Source organism: Pseudomonas sp. HS6, assembly GCF_023375815.1.
GTDB lineage: Bacteria > Pseudomonadota > Gammaproteobacteria > Pseudomonadales > Pseudomonadaceae > Aquipseudomonas.
Window position 1 is genome coordinate 4,474,333 of record NZ_CP067412.1, and the last position, 23,443, is coordinate 4,497,775.

Here is a 23,443-nt window from a genome sequence, read left to right on the forward strand (position 1 = left end):
CACCTTTTCTGAGCTAAATCACGATGGCGCGCATTGTATACCTCAAGTTTCCGCGCGCGCACCGTGACCGCGATGATTGGGTTGTGCCATGACCGATGACCGGCAGGTTCTCAGTACGCCGCCCGGTAGATCTTCTCGATGTCGACAGCGCTGAGCTTGCGCGGGTTGTTGCGCATCAGGCGCTCGATGCCCGCGGCCTCTACCGCCATGGCCGGAATCGCCTCTTCGGGCACGCCGAAACTGCGCAAACCCTGCGGAATTTCCACCGCTGCACACAGTTCGGTCATCGCCGCGACGGCACAGTCGGCGGCTTCATTGAGACTCAGATGAGCGGTCTTCACCCCCATGGCTTCGGCGATATCCTGCATCCGTTCGACGCAGGCCATCTTGTTCCACGTCATGACATACGGCAGCAGCAAGGCATTGCTGACGCCGTGGGCAATGTTGAAACGCCCGCCCAGCGGATACGCCAGCGCATGCACCGCGCCAACCCCGGCATTGCCGAACGCCATGCCGGCCATCAGGCTGGCGGTGGCCATATCCTCACGGGCCTGCAGGTTGGACGGATTGGCGTAGGCCTTGGGCAAAGACCGGGCGATCAGCTTGATTGCGCCGATCGCCAGCGAATCGGTGATCGGCGAGGCATTCAGCGACAGATAGGACTCGATGGCGTGCACCAGCGCATCGACGCCACTGGCGGCGGTCACACTGCGCGGACAAGTCAGGGTCATTTGCGGGCTGACCAGCGCCACATCCGGCAACAGGTAGTCGCTGACGATGCCTTTCTTTAGTTGGGCGACCTTGTCCGAAAGGATCGCGACGTTGGTCACTTCAGAACCGGTGCCGGCCGTGGTCGGGATGGCGATCAGCGGCGGGCCTTTGCGCGGGACCTGATCGACGCCGAACAGATCCTCCAGCGCACCGTGATAACCGGCGTACGCCGCGACACTCTTGGCGATGTCGATGGCACTGCCGCCACCCAGACCGATCAGCCCGTCATGCCCGCCCTCTCGGTAGACGCGCATGCAGTCCTCGACGATGGCGATTTCCGGATCCGGCAGCACGCGGTCGAAGATTTCGTATTCGCGCTCGCCGATCTGCGCCAGCGCCAGCTCAACCGTGCCGGACTTGACCAGCGCGGCATCGGTGACGATCAGCGGGTTGTCGATGTCCAGCCGCGTGAGTTCGGCCGCCAGTTGCTCGATGGCCCCGGCGCCGGTGATCAGTTTGTGAGCAATCTTGAACGAGGAAAGACTCATCGTGCGCAGCCTCTTATAGATGTGGGAGCTGAGCACAAGCGTAGCTGGGGAATTTGGGTTGTCTGGTATTCAGGGTGTGAATGGCTGAAGCAGGGTCAAGAGCACCCTCACCCTCACCCTAGCCCTCTCCCGGAGGGAGAGGGACCTGACCGTGGTGGATGGGAGAGGTACACCGACTTGCGACTCCGAGTCGAACTCAAGTACTTAAAAGCACGCAGATCAGCTCCCTTTCCTAAGTAGAACGCAGATCCTGAACAGCACGAAAATCTGCTCCCTTTCCCCCTCGCCCCCTTGGGGGAGAGGGCTGGGGTGAGGGGGTGAGCCTTTGATCTGGCCGTTAAACCTGAGCAGTACGCAGTTTTTCGCTGCGGCCGCGTAGCCATTCCAGTGTCAGCAGCAGGATGACGGAGAAAGCAATCAACAACGTGGCAGCCGCCGCAATCGTCGGACTCAGGTTCTCGCGAATCCCGCTGAACATCTGCCGAGGCAACGTCGCCTGCTCAGGCCCGGCAAGAAACAGCGTTACCACCACTTCATCAAACGAAGTCGCAAAGGCAAACAACGCCCCCGAAATCACCCCGGGCGCAATCAACGGCAAGGTCACCCGACGGAACGTGGTCAGTGGCGAGGCGCCGAGGCTGGCCGCCGCCCGCACCAGGTTATGGTTGAACCCTTGCAAGGTCGCCGACACGGTGATGATCACGAACGGTACGCCGAGCACAGCGTGCACCACGATCAGCGAAAAGAAACTGTTGCCCAGGCCCAGCGGTGCGAAGAACAGGTAACTGGCCACGCCGATGATCACCACCGGCACCACCATCGGCGAAATCACCAGCGCCATCACCAGCGCCTTGCCGGGGAAGTCGCCACGGGTCAGGCCGATGGCCGCCAGCGTGCCGAACACCATCGCCAGCACCGTCGCCGCCGGGGCGACGATGATGCTGTTCTTCAGCGAGCGCATCCATTCCGCCGAGGCGAAGAAGTCCTGATACCAGTGCAGCGAGAAACCTTGCAGCGGGTACACCAGGAAACTGCCCGAGTTGAACGACAGCGGCACGATCACCAGCACCGGCAGGATCAGGAACAACAGGATCAAGCCGCAGAGAATCCGCAAGCTGTAGAACCACACCCGCTCGACGGGCGACATATAAGGACTCAGCATTTCAAATTCCCCTTAGCTCAGGCGCAGGCGACTGGCGCCCACCAGCCAGCTGTAGATCAGATAAAGCACCACGGTCGCCAGCAGCAACAGCCCGCCAAGCGCGGTGGCCATGCCCCAGTTGATGCTGGTGTTGGTGTAGAACGCGACGAAGTAGCTGACCATCTGATCGTTCGGGCTGCCGAGCAGCGCCGGGGTGATGTAGTAGCCGATGGCGAGGATGAACACCAACAGGCAACCGGCGCCGACACCGGCATAGGTCTGCGGGAAATACACCCGCCAGAAACTGGCGAACGGATGGCAACCGAGGGAAATCGCGGCGCGCATGTAAGTCGGCGAGATGCCTTTCATCACGCTGTAGATCGGCAAGATCATGAACGGCAGCAGGATGTGCACCATCGAGATGTAGACCCCGGTGCGGTTGAACACCAGCTCCAGCGGTTTATCGATCACGCCCATCGCCATCAAGGCGCTGTTGATCAATCCTCCGGATTGCAGCAACACGATCCACGCGGCGACCCGCACCAGAATCGAAGTCCAGAACGGCAACAGCACCAGAATCATCAGTAGGTTGCTTTGACGCGACGGCAGGTTGGCCAGCAGGTAGGCCAGCGGATACGCCAGCACCAGGCAGATCACGGTGATGATCAGGCCCATCCAGAAGGTCCGGGCGAAGATGTCGAGGTAGATCGCCTGATCCGGGGTGGCCGGGGCCAGTTCGCCGAGATCGTCGATACGATGATCCACCGCCGCCAGCAGATAGAACGGTGTGATGCTGCTGGTATTGCGCTTCACGGCCTGCCAATAGGCCGGATCGCCCCAGCGTTCGTCGAGGCCTTCCAGCGCTTCTTTATAAGAGGCCGGTTCGCTGGCGAATGGCAGCGAGCGGGCGGTTTTGGTCAGCAGGCTGCGATAGCCGGCCAACTCCATGTTCAGGCGCTTGGACAGATCGCCCAGGGTCTGGTTTTTGCGAGCTTCGGCGAGGTCTTCGCCGGCGGCTTTGTAGACCGGCTCAGCGGGCAGTCCGCGACCGTCCCAACTGGCGATGGCTGCCACGGTGCGTGGCATGCCGCCCACGACTTCCGGGTTGCCGACGCTTTTGTAGAGCAGCGCCACGATCGGCACCAGGAACACCAGCAACAGAAACAGCACCAGCGGCGCGATCAGCGCCTGGGCCTTCCAGCGGTTGACCCGCTCGGCGCGCTTGAGCTTCTGCTTCAAGGTGGGGCTGTTGCCCTCGTTCAGGGGAACGGCGATGGCCATGACGTACTCCGCAAATCTTTGATCGTTACAGAGACAGTGAACCGCCTCTGTTGTGTTGGAACACCGCAGCCTGTGGGAGCGAGCTTGCTCGCGAATGCGGTCATTCAATCAACGAAGATGTTGAATGGGGTGGCCTCATCGCGAGCAAGCTCGCTCCCACAAGGGTGAGGCGAGCCCGCCCTTGCAGGGTCGTGTGGTTACTTCGCAGCCCAGGAATTGAAGCGCTGCTCCAGTTGCTCGCCGTTGTCAGCCCAGAAGCTCACGTCGATCTGCACCTGGTTGGCGATGTTTTCCGGGGTGGTCGGCATGTCCTTCAGGACATCCTTGGCCAGCAGCGGCACTGCCTGGGTGTTGGCCGGACCGTAGGCGATGTTTTCCGAGTAGGTCTTCTGCTGTTGAGGCTGTACCGAATAGGCGATGAATTTCTTCGCCGCTTCTGCACGTTTGGCGTCCAGGCCTTTCGGGATGGCCCATGCGTCGAAGTCGTAGATGCCGCCGTTCCACACCACTTTCAGGTTGGATTCTTTCTGCACGGCCGCGATCCGGCCGTTGTAGGCCGAGCTCATGACCACGTCACCGGACGCGAGGTATTGCGGCGGCTGGGCGCCGGCTTCCCACCACTGGATGCTTGGCTTGAGTTCGTCCAGCTTCTTGAATGCGCGATCCTGACCATCTTTGCTGGCCAACACTTTGTAGACGTCTTTCGGCGCAACGCCGTCAGCCATCAGTGCGAATTCGAGGGTGTACTTGGCGCCTTTGCGCAGGCCGCGCTTGCCCGGGAATTTCTTGGTGTCCCAGAAATCCGCCCAGCTGCTCGGTGCGGTTTTCAGCTTGTCGGCGTTGTAGGCCAGCACGGTCGACCACACGAAGAAGCCCACGCCGCAAGGCTGGATCGCGCCTTTGACGTAGTCCTCGGTCTTGCCGAACAGCGCAGGATCGAGTTGTTCGAACATGTCTTCGTCGCAGCCACGGGACAGTTCCGGCGACTCAACCTCGACCAGATCCCAGGACACGCTCTTGGTGTCGACCATGGCCTTGACCTTGGCCATTTCACCGTTGTACTCGCCGGCCACGATCTTGCCGTTACCCGTCGCTTCCCACGGTGCGTAGAAGGCTTTGACTTGCGCCGCCTTGTTCGCCCCGCCAAACGACACCACGGTCAGATCCGGGCCAGCGGCCATTGCGCTTGCCGCACCCATCAGGCCCAGGGTCAGGGCTGTGAACTTCAGGGATCTCAACATTTATTGTTCTCTCCACGTGCAGGGTTGGTGTTGGTATTGCCGGGGCGATTAATGCGCCTCATGGGGACGCCCTCACTTAGTTTCCTCACCGCGTTGTCGCCTTAAAGCGGGCCAGGCAAGGCGCAGGCCGAAGGGAATGGTGTTCCCTTTCCAAGGCCTGCAACGCAGCATGGCCCGCTTTAAGGCACAACCCGAAGGGCCGGGCCTGCTGTTGTGCAGGGCTGCGTTGCTCGAAGCTTATTTGGAATGACCAAACCACGCTTCTCGCGCCTTGCCCTGCACAACAGCAGACCCGGCGCGGTGTGGAAACTAAGTGAGGGCGTCCCCTAGTGGGTCGAGCGCGCGAACGTGCTCGACCTGCCAGCCAAGCGGAACCACGTCACCGACCGCGAGCGCAGGATCGAGCTCGGCAATCGGTTGTTTCACGAAGAAGTCGGTCTTGCCGCAGACTTCCAGGCGCACCCGGACGTGGTCGCCCAGATAGATGAATTCGGCCACCCGCCCGGAGAAGCGGTTGACGCATTGATCACTCGAACCGTTGAGGCTGACGCGTTCCGGACGGATCGACAGGGTGACCGGCTCACCGGTCTGGCCGATGTTGACCGCCAGCGCCTCGACCTTTTCACCACGCCCCAGCTCGACCACGCAGCGCTCGCCGTTCTGGCTGAGCAGGCGACCGTTGAGGCGGTTGTTCTCGCCGATGAAGTTGGCGACGAAGGTATTTTTCGGTTCTTCGTAGAGGGTGCGCGGCGGGGCGATCTGCTGGATCTCGCCCTGATGGAAGACGGCGACGCGATCGGACATGGTCAGGGCTTCGCCCTGGTCGTGGGTCACGTAGACCACGGTCACGCCGAGGCGCTGGTGCAGGTGTTTGATTTCCATCTGCATGTGTTCACGCAGTTGCTTGTCGAGGGCGCCGAGGGGTTCGTCCATCAGCACCAGTTGCGGCTCGAACACCAGCGCGCGGGCCAACGCCACACGTTGCTGCTGGCCGCCGGACAACTGCGCCGGATAGCGCGAAGCGAAGGCATCGAGCTGGACCATGCTCAGGACTTTCTTGACCTTGTCGCTGACGTCGCTCTTGTTCAGGCCACGCACGGTCAGCGGGAACGCCAGGTTCTCGGCGACGGTCATGTGCGGGAACAGCGCGTAGTTCTGGAACACCATGCCGATGTCGCGCTTGTGCGGCGGCACGTTGTTGATCGAGCGCCCGGCCAGGAGGATTTCACCGGCGGTCGGTGTTTCGAAACCGGCGAGCATCATCAGGCTGGTGGTCTTGCCGGAGCCGGACGGCCCGAGCAGGGTCAGGAACTCGCCCTTGCGGATGTCCAGGTTGAGGTCTTTGACGATCAGGTTCTCGCCGTCGTAGCTCTTCTGCACTCCACGAAAGCTGACCAGCACATCGCTGGCCCCTGCGTTTGATTCGACCTGGCTCATACCCACACCTTTGTTATTGATGACTGCTGTGGGATTAAGCCTAGTGGCTGCTCGCAGTCACGCAAATCGGGGCGCAGGAGAGAATCACCTCAGCCGGATGGAAGGCCGAGGGTAGGGATTGCCCTACAAGGATGGCGCGTTTTGGCAAACCCGACGCATGGGGCGGTGCTCAAGCCGCCAGAACCGGCAATAGCGCCTGTCGCTAATGGATATGCCCACAATCAACGGCTGAACAGAAGCCCCCCCTGTGGGAGCTGGCTTGCCAGCGATTGCGGTGGGTCAGCCTACATTGATGTAACTGAAACGCCCCCATCGCTGGCAAGTCGGAGCGCCGAACCGCAGCTCCCACAGTGTTTTGTAGCGTGTTCAGAGGAGCTTGTGCTCCATCGCGTACTTCACCAGTTCGGCGAGTGAGGTGATGTTGAGTTTCTGCATCAGCCGCGCCTTGTGGGTGCTGATGGTCTTGCTGCTCAAAGCTAGTTGCTGGGCAATGTCGTTGACGTTGGCACCCTGGGCCAGGCGCTCGAATACCGAGAATTCGCGTTCGGACAACAACGAATGCAGCGGCCGCGCATCGGTCAGGCCGACCTCGAAGACCATCCGGTCGGCCAGTTCCGGATCGATGTAGCGCCCGCCCGCCGCGACCTTGCGGATCGCCGTCAGCAGCAGCGCCGGATCGCTGTCCTTGGTCGCATACCCGGCAGCGCCGACCTTCAGCGCCCGGGCGGCCATCTGCGCTTCGTCGTGCATCGACAGCACCAGAATCGCCGGTGGATTGTTCAGTGCGCGGATGCGTGGAATCGCTTCCAGCCCGTTGACCCCGGGCATGGAAATATCGAGCAGCACCACCTCGCACGGCACGCTGCGCAGGGTTTCGAGCAACTGCTCGCCATTGCTCGCCTCCCCCACCACTTGCAGATCCTTGGCCAGGCCAATCAATTGCTTGATGCCTTCGCGAACGATGGTGTGGTCTTCAGCTACCAGTACACGGATCACTTACTTCTCCTCATCCAGTGGCACCCGCACGCTCAGTGTGGTGCCCTCGCCCGGCTCGCTGTCGAGTGACAACTGACCGCCCATGATCAACACCCGCTCACGCATGCCCACCAGCCCAAAAGACGTCGGCCTGCCCGCAGCGGCGACAAATCCTACGCCATCATCGCTGACAGTCAGACACAAGTCGTCGCCCTCCTGCGCCAGCGTCAGTTCCACAGTATGCGCCTGGGCATGGCGCATGACGTTGGTCAGCGCCTCCTGGAGGATGCGGAACAGGCCGATGGCCTTGGCGTCGCTAAGCGGCGGCAGATTGTCCGGCACCTGCACCAGACACGGAATCTGCGTGCGCGCTTCGAAACGCCGGGCCTGCCATTCGATCGCCGAGGCAATACCGGCATCGAGGATCGGCGGGCGCAATGCCGTCGCCACATCGCGCACCAGCTGGAACAACTGCGCAATCAGGCGTTTCATGCTGTTCAGGCGTTCATTCAGACCGGGGTCAAGTTGCGCGTAGGCCAGTTCGCACATCGATGTCTCCAGTTTCAGCACCGTCAACATTTGCCCCAGCTCATCGTGAACCTCGCGGGCGATGCGCGCCTTCTCCTCTTCCCGCACGCTTTCGAGGTGTGCCGACAGTTCGCGCAGTTGTTCGCGCGATGCCGCCAGTTCCAGTTCGATGCGTTTGCTTTCGGTGATGTCCCAGACGATGCCGTCCCAGACGTAGGCGCCGTCCTCCAGTTGCCGGGTGATGGCTTTGATCTCGGCCCAGCGCTGTTCGCCCTGCCGCGTCAGGATTCGCCCCTGCCACGACCAGTCGCTGTCGGTGTCCAGCGCCCGATCCTGAGTCTGGTGATAAGCGGCCTTGTCGTCCGGGTGCACCAGGCTGCGCAGGCCCATGTCGCGGTGGGCGATGGCGGCCGGCGCGTAGCCGACCAGACTTTCGCTGCCCTCGCTGATGTAGGCAAAGTCGATCTGCCCGGTCACCGGGGCGCGTTCCAGACGGAACACCAGCCCCGGCACGTTGGCGGCGATGCCTTGCAAGCGCGCCTCGCTTTCCTGCAACGCGGCCAGGGCGCGTCGACGTTCAGTCACGTCGGTGAGGTAGACCACCAGATACTCGCTGTCGCGAAAGCGCAGAAAACTCAGCGATACATCCGCCGGCAGGATGCTGCCATCGGCCCGCACACAACTGGTTTCAAAGCTGAGCGGCCCTTCTTCACTGGCCCGGGCGCGTTTCCACAGGTTGAGCCAACGATCCATGTGCAGGCCGGGTTCGAAGTCGATCAGCGGTCGCTCGATCAGCGCGCCTTGTGGATAACCGAGCATGTGTTCCGCCGCGCGGTTGGCGTAGCGCACGTGGCTGTCCCAGTTGACCCAGAGAATGCCGACAGTGCTCTGGTCGATGGAAAACTGGGTCAGGCGCAGGGCTTCTTCGCTGGCGGCGCGTAGGGCGATGTCTTCCCGGGCGGCGAGCAGGCGTTGTTCAAGGCTGTGTTGCTGGCGCCGTTGCCAGAAGACGATCGCCGCACAACTGAGCAGCAACACGGCGAACAACAGGCTCAGGTTCTGCCAGAACCCCGGCGACTCCGAAAGCCGCGGGTATTTGGGTTGCAGCCATTGGGTGTGCAGGCGCTCCAGATCTTTCGCCGGGATCGCCCGCAAGGCACTTTCGACGATCCCGGCCAACTCTGGCCAGTCGCGACGGGTGGCGACTCGCAGCAGTTGCGGCAGACCGATGTCGCCGACCACCACCAGCCCGGCAAACTCCGGCTCCGTCGACAGGCGTCCCAATTGCGCTTCGTCCACCACCGCGTAAGACGCCTGCTGACTCAACAACAACTGCAACGCCTGACGCTCCAGCGGCACGCCTTGCAGATTCAGATGGGGATAGTTGCCGCGCAGGTAATCGGCGGTAACGCTGGGCATGCGCACGGCCACCCGGGCCTGGCTGTCGAGCTTTTCCAGCTCGACCGAACTGCTCACTTTCTGGTCGCTGACCACCAGTTGCGGCACGCGCATGTAGGGATCGGAAAACTGCCAGAGGCGCAGCGAGCCAGGCGTCTGGGTCAGGCCCGGGGCGATATCGATCTCGCCGTCCCGCGCGGCGGCTTCCAGTTGTTCCAGATCAGGGAAGTTGCGCCAGCTGAGTTCTATGCCGAGAGCCTGGGCCATCCACTTCATCAACTCGACATTGGCCCCGGACAGTCGCTGCAAGCGCCGGTCGTATTGTGCGTACGGTGCCTGCAAAATCAGGCCGACACGCAATTCATTGTGCTGCGCCAGCCACTGTTGCTGGCTGGTCGACAACTGCGCAACATGGCTCGGCGGCGCAGGCGCGGCCCACCCCATCAAGGGAAACGCCAGACAGCCGATAACCCACAGGCAGCAAAAACGCATCATTGAAATCCCATACACTGACAAATTCTGACCAACCCATTAGGCTGCCGGGATACTTTCTGGCCTGGAATAACCGATGCCCCCTGTCTCTCGCCTGGCAATGCCAGCATTGTGCCTGTCGCTGATCCTGCCTTGTGCGTTTTCCGTCGAAGCCGCCGATCCGGCACCCGCCGCTGCCGCGGAAAAAACCGCCGAAGAAAAACCGGCCGAACGCCAGCCACTGCTTGAGCGTAGTCAGGAAGAAGCCTCGGCACTTGAACGCAAAGTCCCGGTCCAGGAGCAACAACAGTTGCAGGCTGGCAGCGACACATTCCTCGCACTGTGGAAACCGGCCAACACCGCCGACCCCAAAGGCGTGGTGATCCTCATCCCCGGTGCCGGCGAAACGGCTGACTGGCCCCAGGCGATCGGCCCGCTTCGGCGTAAATTGCCGGACGTCGAGTGGAACAGCCTGAGTATCACCCTGCCCGACCTGCAAAGCGATGCCATCGCACCGCGCGTAGTCGAGGCACCTGCGGCACCGAAAACCGCCGATGCGGGCAGCAAGGACTCGACCACCGCCCAACCGATCGAGCAAGCCGCCGGTGGTGAAGCGGATGTGGCTGACAAGGTCGTCGCCGAAACCACCGAAGAACAGGCCAAGGCCGACGCCGAGCGAATCTTCGCCCGCATCGATGCCGCGATTGCCTACGCCGAACAGCAAGGCGCGCACAGCATCGTGGTGCTCGGTCACGGCACCGGCGCTTATTGGGCTGCACGTTTCCTGAACGAAAAGCAGACGGCACAAGTGGAAAAACTGGTGATGGTCGCCGCGCAAGTGCCGCCCAAGGCCAAGCCTGAACTGGCAGAGCTGACGCCATTGCTGAAGCTGCCGACCGCCGACATCTTCTATATGGACAAGCCGCTGGATCGCAACGCCGCACTGGAACGCCTGCAGGCCAGCAAGCGCTTGAAGACGTCGGCGTTTAGCCAGGTCGCGCTCAAGGCATTGCCCGACAACAAGGCCGAGCAGGAACAATTGTTCCGCCGGGTGCGCGGCTGGTTGAGTCCGCAGAGCCCGGACTGACCGACCACACAAAAAAAGATCGCAGCCTGGGCTGCGATCTTTTTTACGTCTAGCGGAAATCCCGCCGCTCGCGAATCAATGTGTAGGCATTGTGCAAGTCGCGAGTCTTTTCAGTTGCCTCGAGCACCTGGGCCGCCGTCGCACCAGTACCGGCGATCTTATCCGGATGATGACGGCTGAGCAGGCGACGATAGGCGCGTTTGATCTGTGCCGGTTCGCTCGTCGCCGACACACCGAGCAGGCGCATCGCATCCTGATAGCTCACCGCTGCGCTGACGATCGGGCGCTTGTTCGGTTCGTAATCCGCCGCCAGCGCCTGAATCTGGTGAGTCGTCCAGCCCAGCCACTTGCCCCACTGCGCCAGCAATTCGCGTTCGCTGCTGCCGGCCCGCCCGTCGGCCCAGACCATCCGCCAGCAGGCGCGCAACACGCCTTCGGCAGCATGGGGCTGAGCGCTGAGACGCCGCAGATAACCGCGCAGGCGATCCCCGCCGGACTTGCCGCGATTGAACGCGGCAATGGCCCGGCGCTGCGCCGGCTCGCTCATGTCCAGCGCGCGCATCTCCTGACGCGCCTGCTGGATATGACCGTCAGTGACCCGCCCGTCACTCTTGGCCAGACGCCCGAGCAAGACGAACAACAACTCGTCGTTGCGCAGCATCGGCTGGCCGCCGAGTTTTTCCCGCAAATGCCCCCAGCTCTGCAAATGCAGGCGCCGATCCAGCGCCTGCCCCAACAAAGCCCCAAGCATGGCCCCCGGAATGCTGGCGATAGCAAAACCCGCTCCGGCTCCAATCAGAGTCCCTGGCCACAACATATCAACGACTCGCTTCTATCAAGGTTTCAGCTTCAGCCAGACGCTCGTGCGTACCGACATCGACCCAGTGACCTTTCAATCGCTCACCGCTTACCTGCCCGTCCGCCATGGCTTTGCGCAGCAACGGTGCCAGTTTGAAAGCGCCGTCCGTGCAGCCATCGAACAATTGCGGGTGCAACACGGCAATGCCGCTGTAAGTCAGGGTCGCCGCCTCCGGCTGGCCGTCCTGCACCTGGTCGCCGACCAGCCGGAAGTCGCCCGTCGGGTGATGGGCCGGGTTATCCGCCAGCACCAGATGCGCCAGTCCAGAGATCGGCTGGTGCAGCACACTGAAGTCGTAATCGGTCCAGATGTCCCCGTTGACCACCAGGAACGCTTCGTCACCGAGCAGCGGCAAGGCGCGGAAGATGCCTCCGCCGGTTTCCAGTGGCTCTCCCTCCGGCGAGTAGCGGATGCTCAAGCCGAATCGCGAGCCGTCGCCCAGATAATCTTCGATCTGCTGCCCGAGCCAGGCGTGGTTGATCACGATTTCGGTAAAACCTGCGGCCGCGAGGGCACGCAGGTGGTACTCGATCAACGGTACACCACAAGCACGTACTAAAGGTTTGGGGGTGGTCAGGGTCAGCGGGCGCATGCGCTCGCCTTTGCCGGCTGCCAGAATCATTGCCTTCATGCAGTCACTCCGCCACGCAGGCTGACCAGCAGCGCCTGCAGTTGCGCCAACTCGGGACGGCGTACGATCACCGCTTCTATATAAGAGAAGAAGCGCGGTACATCGGCGAGGTAGCGTGGCTTGCCATCGCGGTGACAGATTCGGGCGAAGATCCCGATGACCTTCAAGTGACGCTGTACGCCCATCAGGTCGCTGGCGCGCAGGAAATCTTCGAAGCCCGGCTGTACCGGAATGCTCAGCGCCGTCGCCTGCTGCCAGTAGCTTTCGAGCCAGCCACGTACGCGTTCTTCAGGCCAACTGAGGAACGCGTCCTTGAACAGACAGGTCACGTCGTAAGTCACCGGGCCATATACCGCGTCCTGGAAATCCAGCACGCCGGGGTTCGGTTCGCTGAGCATCAGGTTGCGCGGCATGTAGTCCCGGTGCACCAGCACTTTAGGCTGGGCCAGCGCGCTGTCGATCAGCAGATCGCTGACCTGCTGCCATTGCTGCTGTTGCGTGGCGTCGAATTCGATGCCCAACTCGCGTTTCACGTACCACTCGGGGAACAGTTCCAGCTCGCGACGCAACAGCGCGACGTCATAGCTCGGCAGCGGTGCCACCATCGGTAACTGCTGAAATGCCAACAGCGCCTGCAAAGCATCGCTGAACAATGCATCGGCATTTTCGCTGTCGATCACGTCGAGATAGGTCTTGCTGCCCAGGTCATTGAGCAAAAGAAATCCGCGTTCGAGGTCCTCGGCATAAATTTTCGGCACGTTAATTCCGGATTTCGCCAGCAAAAAGGCGATATCCACGAACGGTTTGCAGTTTTCCTGGGGCGGCGGCGCGTCCATCACGACGAAACTGCGACCGGCACCTTCCCAACGGAAATAACGGCGGAAACTTGCGTCGCTGCTGGCCGCGGTCAACGTGGCCGGGGGTACGGCACCCCAGCCCTGTTCGGCAAAAAGGGTCGCCAACTGCTCATCGAGCCAAACTTTCAGGTGTTGCAAGCGTACATCTTGGTCAGGCATTGCAAGGGTCTCCGACGGCGCTAGCCGTCAAGCGGGTCATGCTTTATTATCCAGCATCTTTTTCAGACCATCGAGAGGCGTGCGGCCCACACCGCGGGCAGATGGCACGCAGGAAGCCCGGACTAATAAGATGGCATTGAAATCCCCCGCGTTTCGTAAAAAATTTCCGTTGTTGGTAACCGGCAGTCTGCTGGCTATGCAACCTCTGGCCAGTTCATTCGTTGTCGCCGCCGAGCAGTATGACTGCGCCGTCTCGGCTACGGGCGGCTGGGCCTGTTCGCCGAAGGCACCGGCGGCTGCATTGCCGCCGCGCCCGGTGCATGACGGCAGTGCCGTCAGCGCTGCCGGCGAAGCCCCGGCCGAGAACGGCACCGTTTCGGACTCCGGTCCCAAACCCGTGCTGGTCACCGAGTCCAAGGGCCGTGGCCTGAAATCCCGTAGCGAAGACTACAGTCACCTCGACTGGGTTCCGCGCGAGAAGCTCACCGCCGCCCAACTGGCCGAGACAGGTCCTTACTGCTCTGGTTCCTATATCGAACCAATTCGTCCTGGCATGAATGACAAGACGAATAAAAGTGACGCCCCTACCTTCATCGGCGCGAAAGCTTCGCGCTACAACACCGAAGATCAGGTCGGCACGCTGGCCGGTGACGTGGTTCTGCGTCAGGGCAGCATGCAGGTCGAATCCCAGGAAGCGAGCCTCTATCAGGCCGAGAGCCGTGCCGAACTCAAGGGCGACGTGCGCATCCGCGATAACGGCGCACTGATCGTCGGCGACCACGCCGATGTGCAGCTCGACACCGGTGAAGCGAAAGTCGACAACGCCGAATACGTGATGCACAAGTCGCGCATCCGCGGTAACGCGCTGTACGCCAAGCGTGCCGAGAACGCGATCATCCGTTTGAAGGACGGCACGTACACCACGTGCGAACCGAACAGCAACGCCTGGCAGCTCAAGGGCAACAACATTACCCTGAACCCTGCCACCGGCTTCGGTACTGCGACCAACGTGACACTGCGGGTCAAGGACATTCCGATCCTATACACCCCGTACATCTATTTCCCGATCGACGATCGTCGGCAGTCAGGTTTCCTGCCGCCGACCATCGGCACCAGCACCGACACCGGTTTCATGCTGGTCACCCCGTACTACTTCAACCTGGCGCCGAACTACGATGCCACGTTGTACCCGCGCTACATGAGCAAGCGCGGCATGCTGGTCGAAGGCGAATTCCGTTACCTGACCAAGTCCAGCGAAGGTCAATTCGGTGCAGCGTTCCTCAACGACGAGGACCACGACCGCGACCTGCAGACCGACTCCAAGCAAACCCGTTACATGTACAACTGGCAACACAAGGGTGGCCTGGATTCGCGCATATACACGCAAGTCGACTACACCAAGATCAGCGATCCGTACTACTTCCAGGATCTGGAAACCGATCAGATCGGCGTGAAGAGCGGCGACTACGTGAACCAGCAGGGTTCGATCTCCTATCGTGGCGACAGCTACACGGCGCGTCTGAATGCCCAGGCCTATCAGCTGGCTACCGTGTCGAGCATCACCCCGTATGACCGTCTGCCGCAGATCACCTTCAATGGTCAGCTGCCGTTCCATCCGGACGGTTTGAATTTCGATTACGAGACTGAGCTGGTTCGCTTTGATCGAGATCTGCTGACTGGCAACTATACGGATAAGGACGGTGGCCCATTCAATGCCGATGGCACCGTCGGTACGCCTCGTCTCGATACCAACGTAGCAGGCCTGGATCGTTCCAACGGCACGCGTCTGAACCTGAAGCCGGGCGTCAGCCTGCCGCTGAACTGGACGTATGGTTTCTTCAAGCCATCGCTGAAGTACCAGTACACCCAGTACGACCTTGACCTCGACGGCCAAGGCAAAAACGACCTGGTGACCAACCGCAACAATGCATCCAAGCTGGGTGAATCGTTCAACAGCTCGCAGAACCGTGGTGTTCCGATTGCCAGTATCGATAGCGGTCTGTACTTCGACCGCAACACGTCCTACTTCGGCAAGAACTACCGTCAGACCCTCGAGCCTCGTCTGTTCTATCTCTATGTTCCGGAGAAAGACCAGAAAGACATCCCGGCGTTCGACACCAGCGAATACACCTTCAGCTACGCGTCGCTGTTCCGCGACAACCGCTTCTCCGGTGCCGACCGTGTCGGTGACGAGAACAAGCTGTCGCTGGGCGTGACCAGCCGCTGGATCGAAGACGACGGTTTCGAGCGCCAACGTGTCAGCGTCGGCCAGGCCGTGTACTTCAAGGATCGCAAGGTTCAACTGCCGGGCGTCGACTTCGCTGATCGCGATGATGCACGCTCCAACGTTTCGCCTTACGCACTCGAATACGAATACCGCTGGAACCGCGACTGGCGTACCACGGCCGACTACAACTGGGATCCGGACAGCCGCAGCCCGCGTTCGGGCAGCGCAATGTTCCATTACCAGCCTGAAGACAACCCGAACAAGGTGGTCAACGTCGGCTATCGCTATCGCAACGACCAGGTCCGTTACGACCAGAACACCGGTAAATGGACAGTGGGTGGTGGCGACTACGGCCGTCCGGGCGACGCCAACTACGTGAAGGACTACTACAAGATCGAGCAGCATGACTTCTCGGTCATCTGGCCGATCGTTCCACAGTGGAGCGCCATCAGCCGCTGGCAGTATGACTACAACCGCAATCGTACGCTGGAAGCCTTCGGTGGTTTCGAATACGACAACTGCTGCTGGAAACTGCGCCTGATCAACCGTTACTGGGTGTCCTACGACGAGTTCAGTCAGCAGGCTCCGGAAAACGAAAAAGGCGACCACGGCGTCTTCCTCCAAATTGTTCTGAAGGGACTCGGCGGCCTCACTGGCGCCAAGACTGAGAGCTTCCTCGACAAAGGCATCCAAGGTTATCGTCAACGTGAAGACCAAGCTTTCTGATTGTCTGCGCCCGCTGATGCTGGGCGCGCTGTTCCTGGGTACTGCGGCCAACGCCGCAGTACAGTCCATCGATAAGGTAGTGGCCATCGTCGACAACGACGTGGTCATGCAGAGCCAGCTCGATCAACGCGTCCACGAAGTTCAGCAAACCATCGCCAAGCGTGGCGGCGGCTTGCCACCTCCGGGCGTGCTGGATCAACAGGTGCTCGAGCGCCTGATCGTCGAAAACCTGCAACTGCAGATCGGCGAACGCTCCGGCATCCGCATCACCGATGAAGAACTGAACCAGGCTGTCGGCACCATTGCCCAGCGCAACAACATGACTGTCGATCAGTTCCGCGCAGCCCTGGCTCACGACGGCCTGAGTTACGAAGGCGCCCGTGAGCAGATCCGCAAGGAAATGGTCATCAGCCGTGTGCGTCAGCGTCGTGTCGCCGAACGCATTCAGGTATCGGAGCAGGAAGTGAAGAACTTCCTCGCCTCTGACCTGGGCAAGATGCAGCTGTCCGAAGAACTGCACTTGGCCAACATCCTGATCCCGACCCCGGAAAGCGCCAACTCTGAAGCGATTCAGAGCGCCGCACGCCAGGCGATGGAGGTTTACCAGCAACTCAAGCAAGGCGCTGACTTCGGTCAACTGGCCGTTGCCAAATCCGGCAGCGACAACGCGCTCGAAGGCGGCGACATGGGCTGGCGTAAAGCCGCTCAGTTGCCACCGCCGTTCGACCGCGAGCTGAGCAGCATGTCGCCGGGTGAAATCACTCAGCCAGCACGTACTCCGGGTGGTTTCATCATCCTGAAGCTGCTGGAAAAACGCGGCGGCGAAAGCCAGATGCGCGACGAAGTGCATGTGCGCCACATCCTGGTCAAGCCAAGTCCGGTCCGTGACGAAGCGAAGACCAAGGAGCTGGTTCAATCGCTGTATAACCGCATCGAAGCCGGCGAAGACTTCGCTGAACTGGCCAAGAAGTATTCGGAAGACCCGGGTTCTGCCCTCAACGGCGGCGACCTGAACTGGATCGACCCGAACGCACTGGTACCGGAATTCCGCGCCGTGATGGCCAAGTCCCCGCAGGGTCAGCTGTCCAAGCCATTCCAGACCCAGTACGGCTGGCACGTTCTGGAAGTCCTTGGCCGTCGCGCCACTGACAGCACCGAACAGGCCCGTGAGCAGCAAGCGATGACCGTACTGCGTAACCGCAAATACGACGAAGAGCTGCAAACCTGGCTGCGTCAGATCCGTGACGAAGCGTACGTAGAGATCAAACTCCCTGGTGCAGACCAGGCAGCGCAGTGAAACCCAAGCGTTTCGCGCTGACACCCGGCGAACCAGCCGGCATCGGTCCCGACCTGTGCCTGCTGCTCGCCTCGCAAGCCCAGCCACATCCCCTGATTGCCATCACCAGCCGCGACCTGCTCCAAGAGCGGGCCGCGCAGCTGGGGCTGGCCGTCAGTCTGCTGCCCGTCTCGCCCGGTCAATGGCCGGACCTTCCGGCGCCGGCCGATAGCCTTTACGTCTGGGACACCCCGCTCAGCGCCCCCGTGGTCGCCGGGCAACTGGACAAGGCCAACGCCGCATTCGTCCTTGAAACCCTGACCCGCGCCGGCAATGGCTGTCTGAACGGTGACTTCGCCGGGATGATTACCGCCCCGGTGCACAAGGGCGTGATCAACGAATCGGGCATCGCCTTTTCCGGCCACACCGAATTCCTCGCCGACCTGACCCACACCGCCCAGGTTGTGATGATGCTCGCTACCCGCGGTTTGCGCGTGGCGCTGGTCACCACTCACCTGCCCCTGCGCGACATCGCCGATGCGATAACGCCGGAGCGGCTGGAACGGGTCACGCGGATTCTGCACGCCGACCTGCAAGACAAATTCGGCATCGCCCAACCACGCATCCTGGTCTGCGGGCTCAACCCGCACGCTGGTGAAGGCGGACACCTGGGCCATGAAGAAATCGACATCATCGAACCAACATTAGAGCGCCTGCGCGGCGAGGGCATGGACCTTCGTGGCCCGCTGCCTGCCGACACTCTGTTTACCCCCAAATATCTGGAGCACTGCGACGCAGTGCTGGCGATGTACCACGACCAGGGCCTGCCCGTGCTCAAGTACAAAGGCTTCGGCGCAGCGGTCAACGTGACCCTGGGCCTGCCGATCATCCGCACCTCAGTCGACCACGGCACCGCCCTGGATCTGGCCGGTAGCGGCAAGATCGACACCGGCAGCCTGCAGGTCGCCCTGGAAACCGCCTACCAGATGGCCGAGACCCGTTTATGACCGAGCAATACCAACACAAGGCGCGCAAACGCTTTGGCCAGAACTTCCTGCACGATGCCGGCGTCATCGATCGCATCCTGCGCTCCATCAGCGCCAAACCCGACGACCGGATGCTGGAAATCGGCCCGGGCCAGGGCGCACTGACCGCCGGCCTGCTGAACAGCGGCGCACAGCTCGACGTGGTGGAACTGGACAAGGACCTGATCCCGATCCTCAACCAGCAGTTCGCCGGCAAGAGCAACTTCAACCTGCATCAGGGCGATGCGCTGAAGTTCGACTTCAATACCCTGAACGCCGCGCCGAACAGTCTGCGCGTGGTCGGCAACCTGCCGTACAACATCTCCACGCCGCTGATTTTTCACCTGCTGAACAACGCCGGCATCATCCGCGACATGCACTTCATGCTGCAGAAGGAAGTGGTCGAGCGTCTGGCTGCAGGTCCGGGCGGCGGTGATTGGGGCCGTCTGTCGATCATGGTTCAGTACCATTGCCGGGTCGAGCACCTGTTCAACGTTGGCCCGGGTGCATTCAACCCGCCGCCGAAGGTCGATTCGGCCATCGTGCGTCTGGTGCCGCATGCCGTATTGCCGCACCCGGCCAAGGACCATCGCCTGCTGGAGCGCGTCGTGCGCGAAGCCTTCAACCAGCGCCGCAAGACCTTGCGCAACACTCTCAAGCAATTGCTGAGCAATGCCGAAATCGAGGCCGCTGGCGTCGATGGCAGTCTGCGCCCCGAGCAGCTTGATCTGGCGGCTTTCGTACGCCTGGCCGACCAGCTCGCCGAACAGCCTGCACCAACACCTGCTGCCGACTGACAGGCAAGCATTGCGCTCGGGCAGGACGCCGCTCTGGTCTCCTGCCCGATACTTGCCTAGACTCAACCCATCGGCGACACCCCGCGTTCCGCTTCGTCCTTAAGGCCTTTTGCATGTCTGATCCTCGTTATCAGGTCGATGTCAGTGTCGTTACTCACTATCTGGCAGACCAATCGCAACCCGAGCACGACCGCTTTGCCTTCGCCTACACCATCACCGTGCAGAACAATGGCGAGCAGCCAGCCCGACTGATCTCCCGGCATTGGGTGATCACCGATGGCGACGGGCATGTCGAAGAAGTACGCGGCGCCGGCGTAGTGGGCCAACAGCCACTGATCGATGCGGGAAAAAGCCACACCTACAGCAGCGGCACGGTCATGACCACCAAGGTCGGCACCATGCAGGGCAGCTATGAAATGGTCGCCAGCGACGGCAAACATTTCGACGCGATCATCAAACCCTTCCGCCTCGCCGTACCCGGAGCCCTGCACTAATGGCGACGTATGCCGTCGGCGACCTGCAAGGCTGCCTCGAACCGCTCAAGTGCCTGCTCAAGCAGGTCGCGTTCGACCCGGCAGTCGATCGGTTGTGGCTCGTGGGTGACCTGGTCAACCGCGGCCCGCAATCGCTGGAAACCCTGCGCTTCCTCTATGCCATGCGTGAATCGCTTGTCTGCGTACTCGGCAACCATGACCTGCACCTGCTGGCGGCGGCGAAAAACATTGAGCGGATGAAGAAGTCCGACACGCTGCGCGAGATCCTCGAAGCGCCGGATGGCGCCGAACTGATGGAATGGCTGCGCCAACAGAAGCTCATGCACTACGACGAGGAGCGCGATGTCGCCATGGTACATGCCGGTATTGCACCGCAATGGTCGCTGCGCAAGGCGCTGAAGTACGCCGAGGAAGTCGAGACCGCCCTGCGCGACGACAACCTGTTCCCGGCGTTCCTTGATGGCATGTATGGCAACGAACCGGCGAAATGGGACAGCGAGCTCAAAGGCGTAACCCGCCTTCGGGTCATCACCAACTATTTCACGCGCATGCGCTTCTGCACTGCCGAGGGCAAGCTCGACCTCAAGAGCAAGGAAGGCCTCGACACGGCGCCGCCGGGCTACAAGCCCTGGTTCCAGCACAAGGAGCGCAAGACCCGTGGCGTGCGGATCATTTTCGGCCATTGGGCGGCACTGGAAGGCAATGTCCATGAACCCGGCATTTCAGCCCTCGACACCGGTTGCGTGTGGGGCGGCAGCCTGACCCTGATGAACGTCGACAGCCTTGAACGGCTGTCATGCAAATGCGACGAACACGGCGGCGTCCTGCCCCCGGTCGCGCCATTGATCACCGAATCCTCGCCAGTCAGCGCTGCGCGTTAGACTGCGTTTTCAGCCGAGCCACAGGAACCCGCCATGAGCGAATTCAAACGTATCCCCCCGGAACAGGCCCAGGCCCTGCGCGAGCACGGTGCCGTGGTGGTCGACGTCCGTGACCCCGCGACATTCGCTGCACTGCACATCAGCGGTTCGAAGCATCTGGACAATCATTCCCTGCACGCTTTCATCCAGGCTGCAGATCTCGATGCACCGACCGTTGTGGTCTGCTACCACGGCAATTCAAGCCAGGGTGCGGCGGCGTATCTCGTGAGCCAGGGCTTCTCCGACGTCTACAGCATGGACGGCGGCTTTGAGCTGTGGCGTACGACTTTCCCTTCGGAAACTGCGCAAGGCACCTCCGAATAATTTTTTTGTAACGCGCAGGCCCCGGCTCCCGCGGGCCTGCACGGGCAGACGAACGGTCTTGCCACACATAATTACGTATCTCGCCTTTACCTCCTGAATTCCCAACTATCCTTAAGCCCAGGCCATCCAAAACAGGGGAGAGCCGGTACACCGGCGCACGGGTCATCGGGAGTGACTTTCGCGGTTGTCGATCGCGGAAGGGTTCTGGGGGGTAAACAACAGCTGCCTTAGCGGCTGCTTGCCAGCATCGACTGAGTGATCCGGCGTCGGCTCCACGTATCGAGCGAGGTGACGTCATGAGTATCTTTAGCCACTTCCAACAACGCTTCGAGTCCACACGCCAGGAAGAACTCTCACTGCAAGAGTACCTGGAGCTGTGCAAAAAAGACCGTAGCGCCTACGTTTCCGCAGCCGAGCGTCTGTTGCTGGCCATCGGCGAACCGGAGCTGCTCGACACCTCGACCAACTCGAGGCTATCGCGCATTTTCTCCAACAAGGTGATCCGTCGCTATCCGGCCTTTGAAGACTTCCACGGGATGGAAGAATGCATCGACCAGATCGTGTCGTATTTCCGCCATGCCGCTCAGGGGCTCGAGGAGAAGAAACAGATCCTCTACCTGCTCGGTCCCGTCGGTGGCGGTAAATCGTCTCTGGCCGAGAAGCTGAAACAGCTCATGGAAAAAGTGCCCTTCTACGCCATCAAGGGTTCACCGGTATTCGAGTCGCCTCTGGGCCTGTTCAACGCCACCGAAGATGGCGCGATCCTCGAAGAAGATTTCGGCATCCCCCGGCGCTACCTGAACACCATCATGTCGCCATGGGCCACCAAACGTCTGGCCGAATTCGGCGGTGACATCAGCCAGTTCCGCGTGGTCAAGCTCTACCCTTCGATCCTCAACCAGATCGCCGTGGCCAAGACCGAACCCGGTGACGAGAACAACCAGGACATCTCGGCACTGGTCGGCAAGGTTGACATCCGCAAGCTAGAGGAATACCCGCAGAACGACGCCGACGCCTACAGCTACTCCGGTGCGCTGTGCCGGGCCAACCAGGGCCTGATGGAATTCGTCGAAATGTTCAAGGCACCGATCAAGGTGCTGCACCCTCTGCTGACTGCCACTCAGGAAGGCAACTACAACAGTACCGAAGGCCTCGGCGCGATTCCGTTCACCGGGATCCTGCTGGCCCACTCCAACGAATCGGAGTGGCACACCTTCCGCAACAACAAGAATAACGAAGCCTTCATCGACCGGATCTACATCGTCAAAGTGCCGTATTGCCTGCGGGTCAGTGACGAGGTGAAGATCTACGACAAACTGCTGTTCAACAGTTCCCTGGCCAAGGCCCATTGCGCGCCGGACACTCTGAAGATGCTGGCGCAGTTCACCGTGCTGTCGCGCCTGAAGGAGCCGGAAAACTCCAACATCTACTCCAAGATGCGGGTGTACGACGGCGAGAACCTCAAGGACACCGATCCGAAGGCCAAGTCGATCCAGGAATATCGCGACTCGGCGGGCGTTGACGAGGGCATGAACGGTCTGTCGACCCGCTTTGCGTTCAAGATCCTGTCCAAGGTCTTCAACTTCGACCCGCATGAAATCGCCGCCAACCCGGTGCACCTGCTCTATGTGCTGGAACAGCAGATCGAACAGGAACAGTTCCAGGCCGAGACCCGCGAGCGCTATCTGCGCTACCTGAAGGAATACCTTGCACCGCGTTATATCGAATTCATCGGGAAGGAGATCCAGACCGCCTACCTCGAGTCTTACAGCGAGTACGGCCAGAACATCTTCGACCGCTACGTGCTGTACGCGGACTTCTGGATTCAGGATCAGGAATACCGCGATCCGGAAACCGGCGAGATCCTCAATCGCGTCGCCCTCAACGAGGAGCTGGAAAAAATCGAAAAACCGGCCGGCATCAGCAATCCGAAGGATTTCCGCAACGAAATCGTCAACTTCGTGTTGCGCGCACGGGCCAACAACAACGGCAAGAACCCGACCTGGCTCAGCTACGAAAAACTGCGGGTGGTCATCGAGAAGAAAATGTTCTCGAACACCGAGGATCTGCTGCCGGTCATCAGCTTCAATGCCAAGGCCAGCAAAGAGGACCAGCAGAAACACAACGACTTCGTTACACGAATGGTCGAACGCGGTTACACCGACAAACAGGTACGACTGCTCTCCGAGTGGTACTTGCGGGTCAGAAAATCACAGTAAACCGCGGCCGGTCAGACCGGTTGTCGTCAGCCCGAGGCTTGTGTGCGCATTTTCTGCTACACAAGCCTCTGGAAGGTGTTCGAAAGGCGGTAGCGAGGTTCAGGCAGCACC

General features: G+C 61.1%; 19 protein-coding genes. 9 read left to right on the forward strand and 10 right to left on the reverse strand.

Annotation, left to right across the window (positions count from 1 at the left end; all coding sequences use genetic code 11):
* Positions 1–110: 110 nt before the first annotated feature.
* The 7 genes from JJN09_RS20235 to JJN09_RS20265 form a co-directional block, all read right to left on the reverse strand.
* Positions 111–1,259 (reverse strand): iron-containing alcohol dehydrogenase, encoded by a 1,149-nt coding sequence (locus JJN09_RS20235; protein WP_249483291.1) that lies wholly within the window; start codon positions 1,257–1,259, stop codon positions 111–113.
* A 337-nt stretch (positions 1,260–1,596) separates the two neighbouring features.
* Positions 1,597–2,421, reverse strand: a complete 825-nt coding sequence (locus JJN09_RS20240; protein WP_096817915.1) for an ABC transporter permease — start codon at positions 2,419–2,421, stop codon at positions 1,597–1,599.
* A gap of 12 nt (positions 2,422–2,433) precedes the next feature.
* Positions 2,434–3,681: an ABC transporter permease gene (locus JJN09_RS20245; protein ID WP_249483293.1), complete on the reverse strand. Its 1,248-nt coding sequence runs from the start codon at positions 3,679–3,681 to the stop codon at positions 2,434–2,436.
* A gap of 197 nt (positions 3,682–3,878) precedes the next feature.
* Positions 3,879–4,922, reverse strand: coding sequence for an ABC transporter substrate-binding protein (locus JJN09_RS20250; RefSeq protein ID WP_249483295.1), 1,044 nt, complete (start codon positions 4,920–4,922; stop codon positions 3,879–3,881).
* A 309-nt stretch (positions 4,923–5,231) separates the two neighbouring features.
* Positions 5,232–6,359 (reverse strand): ABC transporter ATP-binding protein, encoded by a 1,128-nt coding sequence (locus tag JJN09_RS20255; RefSeq protein ID WP_249483297.1) that lies wholly within the window; start codon positions 6,357–6,359, stop codon positions 5,232–5,234.
* A gap of 366 nt (positions 6,360–6,725) precedes the next feature.
* Positions 6,726–7,355, reverse strand: coding sequence for a response regulator transcription factor (locus JJN09_RS20260; protein ID WP_223006902.1), 630 nt, complete (start codon positions 7,353–7,355; stop codon positions 6,726–6,728).
* Positions 7,356–9,755: a transporter substrate-binding domain-containing protein gene (locus tag JJN09_RS20265; RefSeq protein ID WP_249483299.1), complete on the reverse strand. Its 2,400-nt coding sequence runs from the start codon at positions 9,753–9,755 to the stop codon at positions 7,356–7,358. It abuts the gene before it with no gap.
* A gap of 73 nt (positions 9,756–9,828) precedes the next feature.
* Between JJN09_RS20265 and JJN09_RS20270 the strand changes: the two genes are divergently transcribed.
* Entirely contained in the window at positions 9,829–10,818 is a 990-nt protein-coding gene (locus tag JJN09_RS20270; RefSeq protein WP_249483301.1) for an alpha/beta hydrolase family protein, read from the forward strand.
* A 49-nt stretch (positions 10,819–10,867) separates the two neighbouring features.
* Here JJN09_RS20270 and JJN09_RS20275 read toward each other — a convergent pair whose 3' ends face one another.
* Genes JJN09_RS20275 through JJN09_RS20285 form a run of 3 tightly spaced genes read right to left on the reverse strand, consistent with a single transcriptional unit; the run spans position 10,868 to position 13,324 of the window.
* Complete coding sequence (locus JJN09_RS20275; protein ID WP_249483302.1) at positions 10,868–11,635, reverse strand: TerB family tellurite resistance protein; 768 nt, start codon at positions 11,633–11,635, stop codon at positions 10,868–10,870.
* A 1-nt stretch (position 11,636) separates the two neighbouring features.
* Complete coding sequence (gene murU / locus JJN09_RS20280; protein ID WP_249483304.1) at positions 11,637–12,308, reverse strand: N-acetylmuramate alpha-1-phosphate uridylyltransferase MurU; 672 nt, start codon at positions 12,306–12,308, stop codon at positions 11,637–11,639.
* Positions 12,305–13,324 carry an aminoglycoside phosphotransferase family protein gene (locus JJN09_RS20285; RefSeq protein WP_249483305.1) on the reverse strand — a complete coding sequence of 340 codons (1,020 nt, stop codon included), beginning with the start codon at positions 13,322–13,324 and terminating at the stop codon, positions 12,305–12,307. The genes murU and JJN09_RS20285 overlap by 4 nt, the downstream gene beginning before the upstream one ends.
* Before the next feature lie 130 nt (positions 13,325–13,454).
* On the opposite strand from JJN09_RS20285, the gene JJN09_RS20290 reads away from it, so the two are divergent.
* From JJN09_RS20290 to JJN09_RS20325, 8 genes are all read left to right on the forward strand, one after another.
* Positions 13,455–16,277, forward strand: a complete 2,823-nt coding sequence (locus tag JJN09_RS20290; RefSeq protein ID WP_249483307.1) for an LPS-assembly protein LptD — start codon at positions 13,455–13,457, stop codon at positions 16,275–16,277.
* Positions 16,258–17,574, forward strand: coding sequence for a peptidylprolyl isomerase SurA (gene surA, locus JJN09_RS20295; protein ID WP_249483309.1), 1,317 nt, complete (start codon positions 16,258–16,260; stop codon positions 17,572–17,574). Before JJN09_RS20290 ends, surA begins: the two co-directional genes overlap by 20 nt.
* On the forward strand, positions 17,571–18,560 hold the full coding sequence (gene pdxA / locus JJN09_RS20300) for a 4-hydroxythreonine-4-phosphate dehydrogenase PdxA (protein ID WP_096817898.1): 990 nt from the start codon (positions 17,571–17,573) through the stop codon (positions 18,558–18,560). Before surA ends, pdxA begins: the two co-directional genes overlap by 4 nt.
* On the forward strand, positions 18,557–19,375 hold the full coding sequence (gene rsmA, locus JJN09_RS20305; protein ID WP_249483311.1) for a 16S rRNA (adenine(1518)-N(6)/adenine(1519)-N(6))-dimethyltransferase RsmA: 819 nt from the start codon (positions 18,557–18,559) through the stop codon (positions 19,373–19,375). Before pdxA ends, rsmA begins: the two co-directional genes overlap by 4 nt.
* A 113-nt stretch (positions 19,376–19,488) precedes the next feature.
* Complete coding sequence (apaG, locus tag JJN09_RS20310; RefSeq protein ID WP_096817894.1) at positions 19,489–19,869, forward strand: Co2+/Mg2+ efflux protein ApaG; 381 nt, start codon at positions 19,489–19,491, stop codon at positions 19,867–19,869.
* Complete coding sequence (locus JJN09_RS20315; RefSeq protein WP_249483313.1) at positions 19,869–20,750, forward strand: symmetrical bis(5'-nucleosyl)-tetraphosphatase; 882 nt, start codon at positions 19,869–19,871, stop codon at positions 20,748–20,750. The genes apaG and JJN09_RS20315 overlap by 1 nt, the downstream gene beginning before the upstream one ends.
* Positions 20,751–20,783: 33 nt before the next feature.
* Positions 20,784–21,113, forward strand: a complete 330-nt coding sequence (gene glpE, locus JJN09_RS20320; RefSeq protein WP_249483315.1) for a thiosulfate sulfurtransferase GlpE — start codon at positions 20,784–20,786, stop codon at positions 21,111–21,113.
* Between the two features lie 296 nt (positions 21,114–21,409).
* Positions 21,410–23,332 carry a PrkA family serine protein kinase gene (locus JJN09_RS20325; protein WP_249483316.1) on the forward strand — a complete coding sequence of 641 codons (1,923 nt, stop codon included), beginning with the start codon at positions 21,410–21,412 and terminating at the stop codon, positions 23,330–23,332.
* Positions 23,333–23,443 lie beyond the last annotated feature (111 nt).